The 16189-nt window shown below is 74.2% G+C and carries 14 protein-coding genes and 1 pseudogene; 9 read left to right on the forward strand and 6 right to left on the reverse strand.

All coding sequences use genetic code 11. The features are described from left to right. Positions 1-130: 130 nt before the first annotated feature. The 6 genes from CLV72_RS16930 (at position 131) to CLV72_RS16955 (ending at position 6755) form a co-directional block, all read left to right on the forward strand. The gene (locus CLV72_RS16930; RefSeq protein WP_106247147.1) at positions 131-1774 is read left to right on the forward strand and encodes an ABC transporter permease; all 1644 of its coding nucleotides are present in this window, start codon (positions 131-133) and stop codon (positions 1772-1774) included. 168 nt (positions 1775-1942) lie between these two features. Then, on the forward strand, positions 1943-3169 hold the full coding sequence (gene nhaA / locus CLV72_RS16935; RefSeq protein ID WP_211302915.1) for a Na+/H+ antiporter NhaA: 1227 nt from the start codon (positions 1943-1945) through the stop codon (positions 3167-3169). Positions 3170-3375: 206 nt separating this feature from the next. Further along, positions 3376-3831: a GbsR/MarR family transcriptional regulator gene (locus tag CLV72_RS16940; RefSeq protein WP_106247152.1), complete on the forward strand. Its 456-nt coding sequence runs from the start codon at positions 3376-3378 to the stop codon at positions 3829-3831. After that, positions 3828-4970: an FAD-dependent monooxygenase gene (locus CLV72_RS16945; protein WP_106247155.1), complete on the forward strand. Its 1143-nt coding sequence runs from the start codon at positions 3828-3830 to the stop codon at positions 4968-4970. The genes CLV72_RS16940 and CLV72_RS16945 overlap by 4 nt, the downstream gene beginning before the upstream one ends. Before the next feature lie 112 nt (positions 4971-5082). Then, positions 5083-5535: a GbsR/MarR family transcriptional regulator gene (locus tag CLV72_RS16950; RefSeq protein WP_106247157.1), complete on the forward strand. Its 453-nt coding sequence runs from the start codon at positions 5083-5085 to the stop codon at positions 5533-5535. Beyond that, entirely contained in the window at positions 5532-6755 is a 1224-nt protein-coding gene (locus CLV72_RS16955; RefSeq protein ID WP_106247159.1) for a glycosyltransferase, read from the forward strand. Before CLV72_RS16950 ends, CLV72_RS16955 begins: the two co-directional genes overlap by 4 nt. Before the next feature lie 178 nt (positions 6756-6933). On the opposite strand, the gene CLV72_RS16960 is transcribed toward CLV72_RS16955, so the two are convergent. After that, positions 6934-7401 carry a VOC family protein gene (locus CLV72_RS16960; RefSeq protein ID WP_106248350.1) on the reverse strand — a complete coding sequence of 156 codons (468 nt, stop codon included), beginning with the start codon at positions 7399-7401 and terminating at the stop codon, positions 6934-6936. A 114-nt stretch (positions 7402-7515) separates the two neighbouring features. Between CLV72_RS16960 and CLV72_RS16965 the strand changes: the two genes are divergently transcribed. Beyond that, a complete protein-coding gene (locus tag CLV72_RS16965; protein WP_106247161.1) occupies positions 7516-8544 on the forward strand; it encodes a helix-turn-helix transcriptional regulator in 1029 nt (342 codons plus the stop codon). A 488-nt stretch (positions 8545-9032) separates the two neighbouring features. Here the strand turns inward: CLV72_RS16965 and CLV72_RS33315 are convergent. The 3 genes and pseudogenes from CLV72_RS33315 to CLV72_RS33665 all read right to left on the reverse strand — a co-directional run. Continuing rightward, positions 9033-9590 (reverse strand): annotated as a pseudogene (locus tag CLV72_RS33315) (class I SAM-dependent methyltransferase); the annotation flags it as partial. Positions 9591-9626: 36 nt separating this feature from the next. Beyond that, positions 9627-10277 carry a DUF1707 SHOCT-like domain-containing protein gene (locus CLV72_RS16975; protein WP_106247164.1) on the reverse strand — a complete coding sequence of 217 codons (651 nt, stop codon included), beginning with the start codon at positions 10275-10277 and terminating at the stop codon, positions 9627-9629. Positions 10278-10502: 225 nt separating this feature from the next. Further along, the gene (locus tag CLV72_RS33665) at positions 10503-11372 is read right to left on the reverse strand and encodes an alpha/beta fold hydrolase (protein WP_106247167.1); all 870 of its coding nucleotides are present in this window, start codon (positions 11370-11372) and stop codon (positions 10503-10505) included. Between the two features lie 250 nt (positions 11373-11622). Between CLV72_RS33665 and CLV72_RS16985 the strand changes: the two genes are divergently transcribed. Together CLV72_RS16985 and CLV72_RS16990 are read left to right on the forward strand one after the other, a co-directional pair. Continuing rightward, on the forward strand, positions 11623-13014 hold the full coding sequence (locus tag CLV72_RS16985) for a glutamate-cysteine ligase family protein (protein WP_106247169.1): 1392 nt from the start codon (positions 11623-11625) through the stop codon (positions 13012-13014). 295 nt (positions 13015-13309) lie between these two features. Beyond that, a complete protein-coding gene (locus CLV72_RS16990) occupies positions 13310-13741 on the forward strand; it encodes a peptidase inhibitor family I36 protein (RefSeq protein ID WP_106247171.1) in 432 nt (143 codons plus the stop codon). Positions 13742-13815: 74 nt separating this feature from the next. On the opposite strand, the gene CLV72_RS16995 is transcribed toward CLV72_RS16990, so the two are convergent. After that, positions 13816-14481: a class I SAM-dependent DNA methyltransferase gene (locus tag CLV72_RS16995; protein WP_106247174.1), complete on the reverse strand. Its 666-nt coding sequence runs from the start codon at positions 14479-14481 to the stop codon at positions 13816-13818. A gap of 80 nt (positions 14482-14561) precedes the next feature. Then, the gene (locus CLV72_RS17000; RefSeq protein ID WP_106247176.1) at positions 14562-16151 is read right to left on the reverse strand and encodes an alkaline phosphatase D family protein; all 1590 of its coding nucleotides are present in this window, start codon (positions 16149-16151) and stop codon (positions 14562-14564) included. Between the last annotated feature and the right edge of the window lie 38 nt (positions 16152-16189).

Here is a 16189-nt window from a genome sequence, read left to right on the forward strand (position 1 = left end):
ACCTCAACACCATCCTCACCACCCTCACCACCCACGGCATCACCACCATCACCGCCCAACCACCCACCCTCGAACAACTATTCATGCGCCACTACGGCAGCTCGTCCGATACGCAGCAGGTGACGGCACCGTGACGGCTTCCTCCGCATCAGGCACGCCGCGACGCGGCCCCCGCTCGACTCCCGTCACCGGCACCGGCACGCTCATCCGGCTCATCCTGCGCCGCGACGGGCTGTGGCTCGGCGCCTGGCTGCTGCTGGCCTGGGGCGTGGTCGTCGGCCGGGCCGCGACCCTGGACGCCACCTACCCGACCGCCCAGGCGCGGGCCGCCCGCTATGCCGAGGTCATGGTCGAGGTACCGATGTTCCGGCTCTTCCAGGGCCCCGCCTACGGCGACACCGCCGCCGCCCTCTTCGCGCAGGAGACCTTCGGCGGAGCGACCATCGTCGCGGCGCTGGGCGCGATCGCCTTCACGGTGCGCCATACCCGGGCCGACGAGGAGGCCGGCCGCGCCGAACTGCTGCGCTCGGCCGTGTGCGGGCGGCACGCCGTCCTCACCGCCGCGCTGGCCGTGGTGCTGGGGGCGGGCGCGCTGCTGGGAGTGCTGTCCGCCGTCACGCTGGTCGCGCTGGGCCTGCCCGCCGCCGGATCGTCGGCCTTCGGTCTGGTGTGCGCCGGAGCCGTCGGGGTCGCGGCCGCGCTGGCGGCCGTCGCCGTCCAGCTCGGCCGGCACGCCCGCACCGCCGGTATCGGCGCCTTCACCGTCTTCTTCGCCCTGCACTTCGTGCGCGGTGTATCCGATCTCGGCGGTTCGGGCATCCACTGGATCGGCTGGCTGGTGCCCAATGGCTGGCTGCAGCGGGTACGCCCGTTCGCCGACGAGCGCTGGTGGGCGCTGCTGCCCGTCCTTGTCCTGGTCATCGGAGCGGTGGGGCTCGCCTACCGCCTGTCGGAGCGGCGCGACCTCGGCAGCGGCCTGGTGCCGCCGCGGCTCGGCAGAGCGTCGGCACCCGCGCGCTTGCGCGGCCCGGTCGCGCTCGCCTGGCGGCTCAACCGGCCGATGGCGCTGGCCTGGCTGGCCGGCGCCTTCGCCATCGCGCTGCCGACCGGGTACGGGGGCTCCGGCGCCATGGAGCAGTACGCGGGCGGCGAGCGCATGCGCGAGTGGGCCGACGCCATGGGCGCGGCCGACCCGGGTGACGCCTTCTTCGCCTACATCGCCTTCGCCATGGGCTTCCCCATCGCCATCTACGCGCTGATGACGGTGCTGCGACTGCCCGCTGAGGAGTCCGACGGCACCGCCGAGCCGCTGCTGGCCGCACCCGTCACCCGGGCACGCTGGGCCGCCGGGCACCTGCTGGTGGCGGCGGCCGTCTCCGCCGGGCTGCAGCTCGCCCTCGGCGCCGGCTTCGGCCTCGGCAGCGGCCTGAGCAGCGGCCGGGTCGCCGCCGAGCTCGTGCGGATGCTCACCCTCACCGCCGGCCTCATCCCCGCGCAGTGGGTCATGATCGGCATCGCCTTCGCCGCCTTCGGCGCCTTCGGCCGACGCGCCCCCGTGGTCGCCTGGTCGGCGCTGATCATCGCGATCACCGTCGAGTTCGGCCAGCACCTGGGCTGGCCGCAGTGGCTCTTCCTCGCCTTCTCCCCCTTCGCCCACGTCCTGCCGTTCTACGGACCGCCCCACCCGGCGACGCTCGGCACGCTCGTCCTCCTCGCGGCGGCGCTGTGCGCCGTCGGACTGCTCGCACTGCGGCGCCGCGATATCACCTCCTGACCGTGCCGGGGCGGCGGACCGCCGCCCCGGCGCACGCGCGTCCGTGCGGAAGAGCCGATTCAGGCGGTCGCCGTCGCCTGCGGAGCGTCCGGTATCGTCGGACGAAGGTGTGCCGGGAAGTCTGGTCGGCGATGACTGTGCCGATCCTCGATTCCCGGAGTCGCTCTCGTGCGCCCTGTTCTTCCTCCGTCCCTGCGGCGCGGCATCGACGCGCTGCGCAACGACGCCGTCGGCGGGTTCCTGCTCATCGGCGCCGCGGCCCTCGCGCTCGTCTGGGCCAACTCACCGTGGCGCCACTCCTATGCGGGACTGCGCGAGCTCACGATCGGCCCTGCCGCCCTCCACCTGGACCTGTCGCTGGAGACCTGGGCGGCCGACGGGCTGCTCGCGGTGTTCTTCTTCATCGTCGGCAACGAACTCAAGCAGGAGTTCACCAAGGGCGAGCTGCGCGATCCGCGCCGCGCGCTGGTGCCCATCGTCGCCGCGGTGAGCGGTATGGCCGTACCCGCGCTGGTCTACACCGCGGTCACCTTCGGCGATCCGGGCCTGTCGAGCGGGTGGGGCATCCCGATGGCCACCGACATCGCGTTCGCGCTCGCCGTGCTGGCCATCGTCGGACGCGGTCTGCCGCCTGCGCTGCGCACCTTCCTGCTCACGCTGGCCATCGTCGACGACTTCGGCGCGGTGCTGGTGATCGCCGTCTTCTACACCGACGACATCGCCCCTCTCGCACTGGCCGGCGCGCTGGCCGCCCTCGCCGTCTTCGGCTACCTGCAGCGCGGACGCGGCCTCGCCGCCCGCCTCAACGCCTCCCGGGTGCCCAACTGGCTGGTCTACCTTCCGCTGGCCGCCCTCATCTGGATCCTCACCCACGAGAGCGGTGTGCACGCCACCATCGCGGGCGCCGCCATGGGACTCCTCATGCGCACCAGCGCGCATCGCGGCGAGAGCACCGACCCCAGCCACCGGCTCGAACGCCTGCTCCGGCCCGTGTCGGCCGGCATCGCCCTCCCCGTCTTCGCGTTCTTCGCCGCAGGAGTCTCCTTCACCGGCGGCCTCCAGGTCGTCACCGACCGCGTCGCGCTGGGTATCATCGCCGGCCTCGTCATCGGCAAGCTCGTCGGCATCCTCGGCGGTGCCTGGCTGACCACCCGGCTCACCCGCGCCCACCTGGACCCGAGCCTCACCTGGTGGGACATCGCCGGCATCTCCCAACTGGCCGGCATCGGCTTCACCGTCTCCCTCCTCATCGCCGACCTCTCCTTCACCGACGAAGCGACCCAGGCCGACGCGCGTGCCGGCGTCCTCACCGCCTCCCTCGTCGCCGCGGCACTGGCCTCGGTCATCCTCGCGGCCCGCGCCCGCCTGCACGGCCGGACCCGCGAACCGCTCTGAGGTCCAGCGCCGCCGGGTCGACCGCGGCCACGGCACGGCCGGGACCAGGACGCCGGCCGCGCCACCGCTGCCCGGCGGCCACGTGGTGGACGACCGGAAGCCCTTCTCGTTCTCCGCGGCCGAGGCCACGGGCCGACCGGGCTTCCCCGCTCACCACAGTTCGATACACTGAGTTCAGTTCATACTGAAACTCACGAAAGAGGGCCATGGCCGACGACGAGCGACTGCGGGAGTGGGCCGAGCAGGTGGCCATGTACCTGGCGCGCGACGGTGTGCCGCCGATCGCCGGGCGGATCCTGGGCCGGCTGATGGTCTGCGACCCTCCCGAGCAGTCGGCCGCCCAGCTCAGCGCCGCCATCGGCGCCAGCCGCGCGTCCTTGACCATGAACCTGCGGCTGCTGACCGGCATGGGCTTCCTGACCTGGCGCACCCGGCCCGGTGATCGCACCATGTACTACCGGATGGCCGACGACGCCTGGCAGGCGGTGGTGCGCAAGCAGATCGCCGGGATCGCCGCCTTCCTCGACGTCACCCGCCAGGGCCTGGACCTGCTCGGCCCCGAAAGCGACCGGGCCGCACGCGTCCGCCAGGCGCACGACACCTACGCCTGGATGGCCAAGGTGTTCGACGACGCCCCGCCCATCGGGCAGGAGGAGCGATGACCGGCCGCGCCATCGTGATCGGCGCCGGCATCGGCGGCCTGGCCGCGGCCGTGGCGCTGGACCGGATCGGGTGGCGCGCCACCGTCCTGGAGCGGGCGAGCGAGCCGGGCGAGATCGGCGCCGGCATGTCCCAGTCGCCCAACGCGCTGCGCGTCCTCGACGAACTCGGCGTCGGCGAGCAGGCACGGCGGGTCGGCGTGCCCACCCGCGCCACCGGCAACCTGCGCACCGCCGACGGCCGCCACCTGCAGCGCGCCCGTCCCGGCGACCCGCCCGCACTCCTCGCCTTCCACCGGGCCGACCTGCACAAAGTGCTACTGGACGCGGTCCCGGACGGCTGGGTCCGCACCGCGACGACCGTCACCGCCGTCCGGCAGGACGGCGCGTCGGCCGCCGTCGGCCACTCCGGCGGCGAACTGGGCGCCGACCTGGTCGTCGCGGCCGACGGCATCAACAGCACCGCGCGGCGGCTGCTGTGGCCGGACGCGCCCGCGCCGCGCTTCCTCGGCCGCACCGCCTGGCTGGGCGTCGCTCCGATCGAGGGCCTGCCGGGCAGCGTCACGCTCGGCCGCGACGGGTACTTCCTGATCCACCCGCTCTCGCGCGGCCGCGCCTACTGGGCCTACGTCACCACCGCCGACCGGCCTGGTGTCCGCTACGAATCCGGCAAGGCCGAGGCGGCCCGGCGCACCCGGGGCTGGCACGAGCCGATCCCGGCACTGATCGAGGCCACCGCCGACGACGCGGTGATCCATACCGACATCCGCGATCTCGACCCGCTGCCGACCTACGTCAACGGCCGGGTGGCGCTGCTCGGCGACGCCGCGCACGCCATGAGCCCCGACCGCGGCCAAGGCGCCGGCCAGAGCCTCGAAGACGCCGTCGTCCTGGCCGCCGCGCTCGCCGAGGCACCGACCGTCGAAGCCGCGCTGCGCCGCTACGACGCCGAACGCCGCCCCCGTACCCAGGCGACCGCACGCGGCGCCCGCGCCGACGGCCACCGCACCACCTCCCGCGCCGCCCACCGGGCGCTGACCACCATGATCCGGCTCATGCCGGCGTCCCTGTGGCGCAAAGGCATCGCTCCAGACGGCAATCCCACCTGGCGCTGGCGGCCGCCCCGCCTGCGCCGGTCTTGACCACCGGTTTCCGAGCGGTCCGCGGCGCGGTCGGGCCGCGGCGGTCCCGGCAGCCGCACCACTGCTGTTCGATTCGTTCGGATCGTTCCGAACGATCCGCTAGACTGACGCCATGAGTGTCGAGCGCTTCGTTGAGGACGCCGGCCTGTTCTACGAGCGGCTGGGCCTGAGCCGCACGTCGGGCCGGGTGATGGGGTGGCTGCTGGCCGCCGAGGCCGACGGCGCGGACGCGCCCGAGCTGGCCGAGGCGCTGGGCGTGGCCAAGAGCAGCATGAGCGTCGCGCTGCGGCAGCTCGAACAGGCGGGCCTGGTCGAGCGGTTCCGGGTGCGGGGCGTGCGGCGCGACCGCTACCGGCTGGCCGAGGACGTCTTCGCCCGCGCCTTCCGCGCCAAGATGGCCGAGTTCGACGGCTTCCGCGCGCTGGCCGAGCAGGGCTTGCGCGCGGTCGGCGACGACCCGGGCCGCCGTCGGCGGCTCGAACTGATGCGCGACATGTACGCCTTCATGATGGACCGCTTCCCCCGCCTGCTGGACGAGTGGGACGAGCTGAAGGGTGAGCGATGAGACCGCTGCTGATCACCGCGGGCAGCCGCGGGGACGTCCAGCCCTACCTCGCCCTGGCCGTCGGACTGCTGGCCGCCGGGCACGAACCGGTGCTGGCCGCCCCGCGCCGCTTCGAAGCGCTCGCCGCCGGGCACGGCGTGGCGTTCGCGCCGCTGGACGACGCCATGCTCGACCTGCAGGACTCCGTCCAGGGCCAGGGCGTGCGCGCCGCCATCACCGCCGCCCGGTCGGTCCGGCCGATGCTGCGCCGCTTCCTCGACGACATGACCGTGCTCGCCGAGCGGCAGGCCGACGTGGTGGTCTACCACCCCAAGTCGCTCGGCGGGCCGTCCATCGCCGAGAGGCTGGGCGTCCCGGCCGTCGCCGGCCTGCTGCTGCCGCTCTACCTGCCGACTTCGGCCTTCCCCTCCCCGATCCTGCCGCTCCGGCTGCCGCGCCTGCTCAACCGGGCCAGCTGGCGGACCTCCTCGGCCATCGAGTCGCCCTACCGGAGCACGGTGCGCGCCTGGCGGGCCGAGGCGCTGGGCCTGCGGGGCGACGCGCGGACGGTGGCCGAACTGGTCGCGGCGGGCGGCGTCCTGCACGCCTGGAGCCCGCACCTGCTGCCCGGCCCCGCCGACTGGCCCGCCGCCGCCCACCCGATCGGCTTCTGGACCCTGCCCGCCCGCAGCGGCTGGACCCCACCCGAGCGGCTCGCCCGCTTCCTGGACGAGGGAGAGCCGCCCGTGTACGTCGGCTTCGGCAGCTCGACCGGCGGCGACCCCGAGACGCTGGCCGCCACCGTGCTGGATGCCGTCCGCCTCACCGGCCGCCGCGCGGTACTGGCCACCGGCTGGGGCGCGCTGCGGCCGGGCCGGGAGCACACCGACGTCCTCGTCATCGAGGAAGCACCACACGACTGGCTGCTACCGCGCACCGCCGTCGCCGTGCACCACGGCGGCATCGGCACGGCCGCCGCCGCCCTGCGCGCGGGCGTCCCGCAGGTCGTCCGCCCCTTCCAGGCCGACCAGCCCTTCTGGGCCGCCCGCCTGCACCGCACCGGCGCCGCCCCGCCACCCCTGACCGGCCGCCTCACCGCCGAACGCCTGGCCGCGGTGATCCAGCACGCGACCGCCCTGACCCCGGCCGCCCGCACTCTCGCCGAACGCATCACCGCCGAGAACGGCACGGCGACCGCCGTCACGCGCCTGGAGCACCTTCTCGACGGACAGCGGCACTAGACGACCGGCTTCCTTGGCCGAGGGGCTCGGGGAACATCCATCGCGACACGTCTGACCTGGATGCCGGTGCGGTCGAGCGGGCGCATGTGCACGGGTGTCTCCTGCGTGGTGCTCGTGCCCGGCGGGGCGGCGGTGCGGGGAGCGGCCGGATCCGGCCGCACCCCGGGGTGGAGAGGCGTCAGGACGGGGCGTACTCGGCCGCGACGTCGAGGATCCAGGTGGTGCCGAAGCGATCGGTCAGCATCCCGAAGGCGGGCGCCCACTGGGCCGGACCGAACTCCTCGATGACCGTCGCGCCGTCCGCCAGGCGTTCCCAGAGCGCGCCGACCTCCTCGACGGTCTCGCCGCGGACGGAGAGGAAGAAGGGCTCCGTGGTGATGGTGGTGCCGTTCTCGCGGCGGGTGCTGGGCGCGGCCTTGGCGGGCGGCGCGTCCTCGCCGGGGACGTCGTAGGCCATGATCCGGAAGCCGTTGTCCGCGACGACCTGGCCGAACACCACCCTGCCGGCCCCGGGCGCCTCGGCGGGCATGCCGAAGTCGGCGTAGGTGGCGATGGTGGCCTGGCCGCCGAACACCGACTGGTAGAACTCCAGGGCCGCACGGGCCTCACCGTGGAAGTTCAGGTGGGCGACAGCGTTTACCGACATGTTGATCCGGTCCTTCACGAGCGGTTCTCGCCGCCGGAGGTTTCCGGCGACGAGAACGACTGTCGCAGCAGTACCGGCCAGAGAACGTCCGCTATTCGTGGCAGTCTGGAAACCATGCCGATCGCTTCTTCGACCGCGACCTCCGGTCGCCTGCTCTCGCTGCTGTCCTTGCTGCAGGTCCGCCGCGACTGGCCCGGTGGGCTGCTCGCCCACCGGCTGGGCGTCAGCGAGCGCACGGTGCGCCGCGACGTCGATCGCCTGCGCGAACTCGGCTACCCCGTCCAGGCGGTGAAGGGACCCGACGGCGGCTACCGGCTCGAGGCGGGCAGCGAACTGCCGCCCCTGCTCTTCGACGACGAGCAGGCGGTCGCGCTCGCCGTCGCCCTGCGGATCGCGGTCGGGACGGGAGCGGGCATCGAAGAGGCCGCCGCACGGGCCCTGGCGACGCTACGCCAGGTCCTGCCGTCCCGCCTGCGGCGGCGCGTCGACGCCCTCGAGGTCACCACGGTCGAAGCGGCGGGGCGCCGGGGCGGCCCCCAGGCCGACACCGACGTCCTGCTCGCGCTGAGCGCCGCCATCCGATCCGCCGAGGAGCTGCGGTTCGACTACCGGTCGCCGACCCAGCAGGATGACGCTGGCCCGCGTCCGCCGCGACGGGTGCAGCCCCACCACCTCGTCGCCCGGAACGGACGCTGGTACCTCGTCGGCTGGGACCCCGAGCGCACCGAGTGGCGGATCCACCGCGCCGACCGGATGACGCTACGCGTCCCCAACGGGCCGCGCTTCACCCCGCGGCAGGTGCCGGGCGGCGACGTCGCCGCCTTCGTCTCGGCCCGGTTCAAGGGCTCCGAGAGCACGGACGCCTGGCCCTGCCGCGGCGAGGTGATCCTCGGCCTTCCGGTCGCGCAGGTGGCGCCGTTCGCCACCGACGGCCTCGCCGAGGAATCCGGCCCCGGCCGGACCAGACTGGTCATGGGATCCTGGTCCTGGGCCGCTCTCGCCGCGACGCTGGCGCGTTTCGACACCGAGATCGAGGTTGTCGGACCGGATGAGTTGCGGGATGCCTTCGCCGTGCTGGCCCGCCGCGCGCAGCGCGCCGCGGGCGGGGCGATTGCGCCCGCCACGGGCCCGAGTTCCCGGTGAACGCCCGTAGGCCGGCTCATGCGAGGGGCGGCGGACCCTATCGCCCCGTCGTGAACGGGGCCGCATCGTGGCGACCGGTACCCCGGGTCCCAGCAGGCGCGGGAGTCGAACCACACCCCCTTGCCGGTGTCGTGCGCGTCGAGCGTCGCGTGCAGCCGTTCGGCCACGTGCTCGGCGGACGCGGGATCCAGATCGGCGAGCGATTCCTTCGCCATCCACAGCTGGAGCACGGCGGCACGTGCCCGGTCGGCATCGGGGCCGTAGTAGACGGGCTCGTGTACGTCGACGACGTCCACCGCCGTGAAGCCCGCCGCCGCCAGCAGGTCGGCCGCGACGTCGGGGTCGGCCAGGGTGAAGGGGTCGACGGCCGCTGCGGCCGGCGCCGGTGGCGCCTGCCCGGGGGAGAGCGCCGCCTGGATCGCGATATGCCACTCCTGGTGCTCGGCGGCCTGCCAGACCAGCTGCACCAGGCGCGCGCCCGGACGGAGGGCCCGCCCGATGTTGGCGAACGCGGCGCCGGGGTCGGCGAAGAACATCGTGCCGAACCGGCTGGTGGCGAGCGTGAAGTGCTCCGGCGGGAAGGCATGGGTCTGGGCGTCGGCCTGCACGAAGCCGACATTGCGGAGCCCGTCCGTCTCGGCCTGCCGGCGGGCCCGCGCCAGCATCGGACCCGAGACGTCGATGCCGAGCGCGGTCCCCGGCGTGGCGGCTCGGGCGGCGTCCCGGGTGGTCTGCCCGGTGCCGCAGCCGATGTCGAGGACACGGTCACCGGGCCGGACGTCGAGGGCCGCCCGCAGCCGCCGGTGGTAGCGGGCGAGTTCTGAGTCGTAGTCGAACAAGGCGATCGTCTCCTCATGCCGCTGGGCCGTCACGGAGTACGCCGCACGGTGTCGAGCCTCGTACCGGGTTCGAACTCCGGCAGCCACCAGGTCGCGCCGGCCGTCGGTGTCCGACCGGCCGGGCGGACCCGGGCCGGTACGGCTCAGCTCACCGGGCTCCGCCGCCCTCTGCCAGGGGATCGCCTGCGCGGACTCGTCCCCGGGCACGGACCACCGCCCCGCCGGAACCTCACAACGACGGCGTCAAGCGCCGGAAAGGGACGCCGGCCTGCGCAGCAGCCACTGCCCGAACGTCCGGCGCGGGGGCCGCACCACCACGCGGCCGTGGGCCTTCCGGCCGACCAGCTCCACTCGCAGCAGGACCGGCGTGCCAGAGTCCGCCGGAGACCGGCGGTACTTGACGCTGCTGTGCACCAGCTGCAGGCCATCGGTATCGACCTCGATGCCCGGCCGCGTGACCAGCGTCAGGGTCTTCCCCTCCATGGCCAGGTCGATCCGCAGGGTGTCATGCGTGATCACCGCCTGAGTGAAGTCGAGCGTCACCCCGCAGTACGTCAGCGCCAACTCCAGCCTGCGCGGCACCACCCAGCGCCCCACCCGCTCGATCGGCCCGCTGTGGACCTGTTCGATCCGGACGACGTCCTTGACCTCCGCCACGGTCGCCCCGGCCGCGGCCGACACCGGCGGCAGGTCCGCGGTGAGCACGGCCAGCTCGCTCAGCGTGCGCGCCGAAAGAGCGGCTTCCAGCCGCTCGTCCAACTCCTCCGCCGTCAGCAGCCCGTCCCCCGCCGCGATACGCAGCACCTCCACCACCCGGTCGCGGTCCGCGTGCGAGGCCCGCAGCTCAGGCGACGAGCCGGAGCCCTTCCCGGTGGGCGAAATCTCTCCCGACATGCTTCCGTCCTGGTCCTGTCGACCGTTCTCCACGCAACGCGGGCAGCGGCGCGACTAGCAGACTAACGCTATATCGCGACATGCCCCCCGACCAGACTCCGGTCCGGCCGGGGGCGGTGGATCCGGGACGCGGCCTCGGTGCGACGGCTCCGCACGAGGGTCAGGAGTCCGCCCCGCCCTGCCGGGCGCCAGGGGCAGCGGCGCCGCATCGGGCGGACGGCCCGGTCAGACGGCCTTGTCGAGGACCTCGCGGAGTTTGCGGGCGAAGGCTTCGGGTTGGCCGGCGTAGCCGGACTCTTCGCCGAGGAAGCCGCCGTGGTGGCTGGGGAAGACGGTCGCCTCCTGGTCGAGGAGTTCGGCGGTGGCGACGGCGGTGCGGCCGGTGAGGACGGCGGCGGACTCCTCGCCTACGGCGATGACGATCCGGGTGGGCGCCGACTTGAGGGCTTCGACGTCGGGGCGGTAGGCGGTGACGGACAGGGAGCGGTCGGACAGGAGGGGGTCGTCGCGGGAGCCGTCGTCGTCGGTGGGCATGCCGAAGGCGGCGGGGTCCGGGGCGGGCTGGGCGAAGTAGTCGTCGGTGAACTCGCCCTGCCAGGAGGTCATGGCCATGAAGGCGGCCATGCCGGCGCCCCAGCCCTTGCCGTAGTACGCCTCGCGGACGGCGGCGTTGGCGCGCTCGGCCGCCTGGGCGTCGGGGAGGGCGCTGAGGATGGGCGGTTCGTGCGCCACCAGGGTGACGACGTCCTCGGGGTGGGCGGTCACCAGGGCGAGGGCGGTGACGGCGCCGCCGCTGCTGCCGAACAGTTCGACCGGACCGGCGCCGAGGGCCTGGACGAGCGCGTGGACGTCGCCGGCCTGGACGTCGGGATCGCTGTCGACGCGGCCGTCCTTGCGGGTGCTGCGGCCCAGGCCGCGCGGGTCGTAGGTGACGACGGTGCGGTCGGGGAAGTGCGAGGCGAGTACGGCGAAGCCGCTGGCGTCCATGGGCTGGCCGATCATGACCAGGGGTGGACGTCCGTCGGCGGTCGGCAGCGGACCGCGGACGTCGTAGGCGATGTCCGCCTCGGGAGTTTCCAGTACGTGTGTCGTCATAACCATGTCCGGCCCTTTCGTGTCGACGCGAGCGTATGCCCGGGCCATGACATTCGGCGGGGAGGACGCGTCCCTCGGCACGCCGCGTCCGACCAGCGCTGTCGTGGTGAGCGCGGCGGAGCGGCGCGTCTCTCAGGGCGCGACACGCCCGGATCCGGCGCATGCTCTCCGCTGGCACTCGAATGATCACTTACAGTGAGGCTCCGGAAGAGCGCCGTGCGGCCGGGGGCCGCGTAGCGGAGGGGGTCGTATGGCCGCGCCTCTTCGGCGGGTCGGACTGGAGCTTGAGTTTCCCGTCGTGGAGGTCGCCACCGGCAGGGGGATGGGGCGGTCGGCGGCGGAGCGGCTGTGGCACTCCTTCGCGGCGCGCGATCCGTCGTGGCAACTGGAGGCGGAGGTGCTCAGGGGCGCCGTCACCGGGGTGTGCCGGACGGAGTCGGGCTTCCTGGAGGTCGTCAACACCGATACCGGGGTGTGCACCGTCGAGGTGGCGCTGGCTCCGCAGGAGACGATCGGCGCGGCGGTCGACGCGGCCGTCGGCGTGCTGCGCGGGCTCCAGGAGCCGCTGGCCGCGATGGGCTACACGATGCTGAGCACGGGGATCCAGCCGCGCACCTGGTTCGATCCGGCGCGCAAGTCGCCGAAGGACTGGTACCTGCTGCTGCCGCGCCGGTGGCGGCTGCACCACTGGCTCGTCCCGATCGCCTCCCACCAGGCGTCCGTCGACGTGAGTCCCGGTGAGGCGGCCCGCGCGGTGAACGTGCTGAGCGGCTTCGCGGGGATCTTCGTCGCGCTGACCGCCGGCTCGCCGGTCGCCCGGGGCGCCCTGCAGCCGTGGAAGGAGATGCGGAACTGGGTGTGGCAGGAGCGGTGCGCGCGGGTGCCGGTCAGGGAGGCGCTGTACACCTCCAACGGGATGCCGGCGCGGCCCTACCCCCACATCGGCTCCTACATCGAGCACTTCTGGGACTCGCACCTGTACTTCCTGACGAAGTTCAAGAGCGGCGGCTACGAGGTCGTCGGCGACAGGTCGTTCAAGGACTTCATCCTGTCACCGCGCCCGGTGCGGGCCAGGCGGATCGACGGCACCCTGGTCGAGATCGCGCCGGAGCGCGACATGCTCGACCGCATCCACCAGTACGGCTGGCCGGCGGCGAAGCTGCACTACCGCTTCGACTCCGCCACCGACCTCGACGGCGTCCGCGCCGCCCTCACCGAGGGGAGGATGGCCGACTACTTCGAGCGGCACGCGGTCGGCTGCTATGTCGAGAACCGCACCTGCGGCGTCGCCCCCCACGGCGAGGAGGGCGTGACGGCCGCGCTGACGATGGGCCTGGTCGAGCGGCTCGACGACGCCGAGGCGCTGCTGGCGCGCTTCCCGTGGGAGTACTGGTGCGAACTGTGGGCGACGGCGGGCGAGCACGGCCTGGGGGCGGCCGACCCGCGCCTGCTCGGCACCGCCCGCGAGATGCTGGAACTTGCCCAGGACGGCCTGCGCGGACGGGGCGCGGGCGAGGAGGTCCACCTGCTCCCGCTGCTGGACCGGCTGGAGCGGCGTGAGACGCCGGCCGACCGGATGATCGCCGCCTTCGGCGCGGGCGGGGTGCGGCGGCTGGTACGGGAGTTCGGACGGCCGGTCTGAACGCGCCGGCCGCGCCGGCCGCTCATGGCCGTACCCGAGGCACCGCACGTTGTTTCGGGCGTTCGCCCTGGTCACCTGCTGCCGATGACGGTCCGCAGCGGTGTAAGCGCCGTCACACCACAGGTTCGACAACTCTCGGTGAGTAACTATATCCGCCGTGTAACTATGCTCTCGGACCTGCCGGGACGCGTTCCCGGCAGCCCCGGGGCGACGCGCCGGCCTGCCGCGGCGCGCCCATGCCCCGGCCGTGGGCGCCCGGCGACCGCCGGGCGCCGGGAGCATCCAGGAGGATCAGATGTTCACCAGCCCCGCCCTTCCCGCCAGGCTCGCACGCGTGACGCTCGCGGCGGCGGCCGCGGCCGCCGCACTGCTGCCGCTCAGCGCCGCCCAGGCCGCCGCCTCCCCGCTGCCGCCCGGCGTGATCAGGCTGAACGACGGTGAACCCTGCCCGTTCGCCAGCCTGTGCCTGTACCGCGACTACAACTTCTCCGGCCCCGCCTACGCCGTCGGCGCCGGCTACAACGTCAACCTGTACGAGCTGCCCATGCCCGGCGGCGTCCACGGCCCCAGCGCGGCCAATGAGGTCTCCTCCTGGGTGAACCGGACCGGCTACCTCGCCGTGCTCATCGACGTCGACGACGATGTATCCCGCCCCCTGCCCGCCAACCGGACCCTCCAGGAGCCTCCGCCCAACAACGACACCGTCGACCTCGTCCGCTGGCCGTAGCCCGGACGCATCCCGGCCCGCCGCCGCGCGGGCACCGCGAGGGCCGCGAACCGCGGCCCTCGCGGCCGGCCGGCTCAGGCCGGGCGGCGCGCGTAGAGGTAGAGGTGGTCCTCGGGAGGCACGGCCGGCGAGGGCGGATGGTGCACCGCCCGCCGCTCCTCGACCACCTCCAGCCCCGCCGCGCGCAGCAGCCGGGGGAAGACCTCGGCCGGGTGGCTGGTGACCCGGGTGGGGTGGCCGGCGAAGTCGATCACGGCGTCCTCCACGTCGGCCGGGACGGTGGCGAAGACCAGCAGGCCGCCGGGGACCAGCCGGCGCGCGATGCGCGCCGGCATGGCGTCCAGTTCGGCGCGCGGCAGCTGGAGCATCGAGAAGAAGGCGGTCACCGCGTCCCACTCCCCCGGCCTGTCGGGCAGGGCGCGCATGTCCACCTGCTCGAAGCGCGCCTCGGGCACCCGTTCGCGGGCCTGCGCGACCATGGCGGACGACACGTCGTAGCCGGTCACCCGGTGCCCGGCGTCGGCGAGCAACCGCGCGGTGGGCCGCCCCGTCCCCGAGCCGAGGTCCAGCACCCGGGCGCGCGGCGGCAGCCGGCCGAGCAGCCACGCGATCGCGGCCAGCTGCTCCTCCGGAACACCGAAGACCTCCTCGTAGCGGGGGGCCAGCGCGTCGAAGAGCTGCACGGCGGTCAGCGGGCGCACCGGCTTCTCGCCGCCGGGGCCGGGGGTGCCTGCGGTCATCGGTCTCGCCTTTCGGGGTCGGGACGCCCTCGGGGCGCGCCTGAGCGCCCCGTCGGGCCCGTCCCCGCCTGGCGTACCCGCTAGGCGCCCAGTACGCGCACCCCCGGGCGGCCGTCGGCCACCTCGAAGGAGGCCAGTGTCGACTCCGGGGCGTCCCTGCGGCTCACCGTGCTCACCACGCGCAGGTCGGCGCGGAGCCGGGCGCGGGTGAGCTCGCAGCGCAGGTAGCCGCGGCGGTCGCCGTCGAAGTAGCGGATGTGCGGGTTGAAGGGGATCATCGGCCCGTAGTACGGGCCGTACACCGCGCCGTCGCCGTTGCTGGAGATGGAGGTGGCGACGATCTCCGAGGCGACGACCGGGGAGTCCGGGTCGTCGAAGTCGCGCTTGATGTCGTTGGCGAAGGTGGAGTGCCAGTCGCCGGTCAGCGCCACCGGGTTGCTCACGCCATGGCGGACCCAGGCCCGGGTCAGCCGGTTGCGCGCGGCGGGGAAGCCGTCCCAGGCGTCGTGCCACAGGCGCTCGCCCGCGGCGCCGTCGTGGTCCAGGCGGGCCAGCATGACGTTGTTGCCCAGCAGGTTCCAGCGGGCGCGCGAGGCGGCCAGGCCGTCGTAGAGCCAGCGCTCCTGCCGGAAGCCCAGCATGGTGACCGATGGCTCGTAGGACGCGGGCGAGGCGTCGGCCTCGCCCCAGCCGGCCGGGGGCACCGAGCGGTACTGGCGCCCGTCCAGGATGTCGAGCTGGGCCAGCGAGCCCCAGCGCAGCCGGCGGTAGATCCGCGGCCCGTCCGGGCCGGGGCGGGCCGGGGCCCGCACCGGCTGGTGCTCGTACCACGCCTGGTAGGCGGCGGCGCGCAGGGCGCCGATGTCGCCTTCGTACTGGGAGCGGGTGTTGGCGTAGTCGTTCTGGACCTCGTGGTCGTCCCAGGTGACCGACCAGGGGAAGCGGGCGTGGGCGGCTTGGAGGTCGGGGTCGCTCTTGTACAGGGCGTACTGCATGCGCCAGCGGGCCAGGTCGCGCGGCGCGGCGCGCAGCACGTCGGGGGTGGACGCCCTGCGCAGGCCGCCGTCGGCGGGGATGCCGCCCTCGTACACGTAGTCGCCCAGGTGCAGCACCAGGTCGAGGTCCTCGCCGGCCATGTGCGCGTAGGACGGGTAGTAGCCGTTGTCCCACGCCTGGCAGGAGGCGACCGCGAAGGAGAAGCGGCCGCCGGAGCCGTGCCAGGGGGCGGTGCGGGTGCGGCCGGCCGGCGACTGCTCGCCGCGGTAGCGGAAGCGGTAGAACCACTCCCGGTCCGGGGCCAGGCCCGCCACCTCGACGTGGACGGAGTGCGCCAGCTCGGGCAGCGCCCAGGAGGTGCCGCGCCGGACGATCCGCCGGAAGCGGTCGTCGGCGGCGACCTGCCACTCCACCGGGACGGCGCGGTCGGGCATCCCGCCGCCCGGCTCGTACGGGGCGGGCACCAGGCGGGTCCACAGCACCACGCCGCCGGCCGTCGGATCGCCGCTGGCCACGCCGAGCGTGAACGGGTACCCGCCGCCGGACGGACGCGGGGAGGCGGCGGCGGGGTCGGCCGGGAGCTGGGCCAGGGCGGCAGCGGCGGCGACACCGGCCACGCCGGCCAGGAACCGGCGCCGCTCGGCGCGCGCCGGCCCGGAGGGCTCGTCTGTCATGGACGAAAGGTGTACTCGCCGCAGGTGACGGGCGTGTG

Source organism: Allonocardiopsis opalescens (assembly GCF_003002095.1).
In the GTDB taxonomy this organism is placed as follows: domain Bacteria; phylum Actinomycetota; class Actinomycetes; order Streptosporangiales; family Streptosporangiaceae; genus Allonocardiopsis; species Allonocardiopsis opalescens.